This is a genomic window from Candidatus Erwinia dacicola (assembly GCF_001756855.1).
Lineage (GTDB): Bacteria > Pseudomonadota > Gammaproteobacteria > Enterobacterales > Enterobacteriaceae > Erwinia > Erwinia dacicola.
Map to the genome: position 1 here is coordinate 1 of NZ_MAYS01000375.1, position 2,334 is coordinate 2,334.

2 protein-coding genes and 2 pseudogenes are annotated in these 2,334 nt (G+C 56.4%); all 4 read right to left on the reverse strand.

Features of this window, described 5'->3' with window-relative positions; genetic code table 11:
* Nucleotides 1–273 (reverse strand): ATP-binding protein (locus BBW68_RS10600; protein ID WP_222563083.1); only part of this gene is annotated, 273 nt, incomplete at its 3' end.
* 98 nt (nucleotides 274–371) lie between these two features.
* Nucleotides 372–1,410, reverse strand: a pseudogene (gene phoQ / locus BBW68_RS20235) (two-component system sensor histidine kinase PhoQ); the annotation flags it as partial.
* Nucleotides 1,411–1,452: 42 nt separating this feature from the next.
* The gene (gene phoP / locus BBW68_RS10610) at nucleotides 1,453–2,121 is read right to left on the reverse strand and encodes a two-component system response regulator PhoP (RefSeq protein ID WP_070135335.1); all 669 of its coding nucleotides are present in this window, start codon (nucleotides 2,119–2,121) and stop codon (nucleotides 1,453–1,455) included.
* Between the two features lie 109 nt (nucleotides 2,122–2,230).
* Nucleotides 2,231–2,334: pseudogene (locus BBW68_RS17935) on the reverse strand (IS5/IS1182 family transposase); the annotation flags it as partial.

A 2,334-nucleotide genomic window follows, 5' to 3' on the forward strand; every position in this document is an offset into this window, starting at 1 on the left:
CTCCTGGAGCTGGCTTCGTGGAACGCCGCTGGCATAGGCGTAATCGAACTGCGCCAGTGTTTTTATCACCGGCAGGCCTGATAACCGCAAAATGGTCTGGCGACGCCGTTCGTTCTGGCCATCATGCTGGAGCTGCAAAACGGCTTCCAGGAAGTCGGCATGTGTGCCGCTGTTGTCGATGGTCGCCTGTGCCACACTGGGCCACTCTGCCGGCAGACGGTCGAGCTTGAGTTGTTCGCAGAGCGCGGCAATACGATCATGCTGAAGGTTCATGCTGGCACCTCGAGCAAGGCCTGGTACGTTGCCAGAGGATGTTGCAGGCTCTCGCTCGGCACCGGATGCTGGCTGAGCACTGGGACAGGTGCAGGCAACTTGCACTGACAAACCTTGTTGAGCGCGGAGCAGAGGCTGTCGAGCAGGGCAGGGACGGAGTGCAGATCGCGTTTCAGCGCGTGGTGATCGGCCTGCATGCTGGCGCGGTGCAGGTAATAGCCAATCTGCTGCGAGATGCGGCTGATCTGCTCCAACATAATCGGCTCAGCCTGCTCCACCGACAGGTTTTGCCCACCGCGCAGTGAACGCAAAGTGGTCTGCAATACCGCTAGCGGCGTTTTCAGGCTGTGGGTCAGGTCGCTCAGAGTGGTGCGATAGCGGGTATGGCGCTGACGTTCGTTATCCAGCAGCATATTCAGGTTGCGCACCAGCCCTTTCAGTTCCTCCGGCGGCGCGGGGTCGAGCGTCTCATGACTGCCGTTTTCCAGCTCGCGCACATGGCCCGCCAGCGCGCCAATCGGGCGCAGGTTCCAGTGCGCAGCCAGCCACAGCAGCAGAATAATGAGCAGCAGGTTAGCCAGAAGTACATAGCTGAACTACGACCAGACCACGTCCGAGTACTGAAGCTCCTGCGGGATCGAATCGACCATCACAATGGTCAGTTTCGGCAGGTTAGCCCTAGCCTCATAGCGGTTGACCGCCACCGAGTGGGTAAAGGTGGCACCCCCGTCGTCGTCATAGGCAGTCAGCTTATTCTGCGCATCACGGTCATTCATTGCCCAGCAGTTCTCGGCTGGTATGGTTATTGGTATCGATTTAGTAAAAGTCAGATTTACTCAGCCATTCACGGCGGATCTTGCTGCGGATATCCGGCACGTCGCGCTGCTGCCACAGCAGGTTGCCGCGATCGTTATAGATAAACACCAGTGCCGGAAAATTGAGGCTCATCTGCTGCGGCTGCACGAAGCTGAGCTTATTGTCCTGCCACTGAGCAAGGGTAAAAAACAGGTTGCTTTCGCTGTGCAACATGCGGTAGGTGTTCTTATCAAAGCTGACGACATAGCCCACCACGGCAACCATGCCGTAGGAGAGGGACATGGTTAACACCACCGCAGCGGTAGCAAGCAGGAAAGGCATTCGCAGCGAGAGCGGTTTTCTTCGGCGCTAGCTAAAGCGCATTTACAGGTCGAAGCGGTAGCCCTGACCGCGTACCGTGGTGATCACTTCCAGCGGATATCCCGCCTGCATTTTTTTGCGCAGGCGCCCCATCAGCACGTCGATGGTGTGGCTTTCGCGCAGTTCAGCATCGGGGTAGAGCTGCAGCATCAGCGAATCTTTACTCACCACTTTTCCGGCATTGCGGATCAGGGTTTCGATGATGGTGTACTCAAAGGCAGTCAGCTTGATGTGGTTGTCGTTGATGGTCAGCTCGCGGCGCGAGAGATCCACTTGGAAAGGGTGCAGGGTAATAATCTGTGAGGCCAGCCCGCTATTGCGCCGCATCAGCGCCTGCATGCGAGCCACCACTTCTTCGATATGGAACGGTTTGGTGACGTAGTCATCGGCCCCGGCTTCTAGCGCTTCGACCTTTGCCTGCCAGCCGTCGCGCGCGGTCAGCACCAGAATCGGCTGACGCACTTCCTGGCTGCGCCAGCGGCGGATCATCGCCATGCCGTCTTCATCAGGGAGGCCGAGGTCGACCAGCGTAATATCCGGAGTGTGCTCGTCGAGAAAATAGTCAGCTTCTTTCGCGCCTTCAGCTGCGTCCACCTGATGACCCATCTCACGCAGCTGTACCGCAAGATGATGACGCAGTAGTGGATTATCTTCCACAACTAACACACGCATAATCTAATCCTTAAACAGAGAATTGCTGGAGTCGACAGCATAAACTACCTTGAGTATAGTAGGAAGCAGATAAACAGCAGCTTAACACGGGTTGACTAGGCTGTGTCCCTTAATTGCATAACCTTTTGTAAAACAGTCGGATACAACCGAGTTTAACCATCGCCAGATAATTCCTCGCCGTTTTGTCGTAACGTGTGGCGATGCGCCGATATT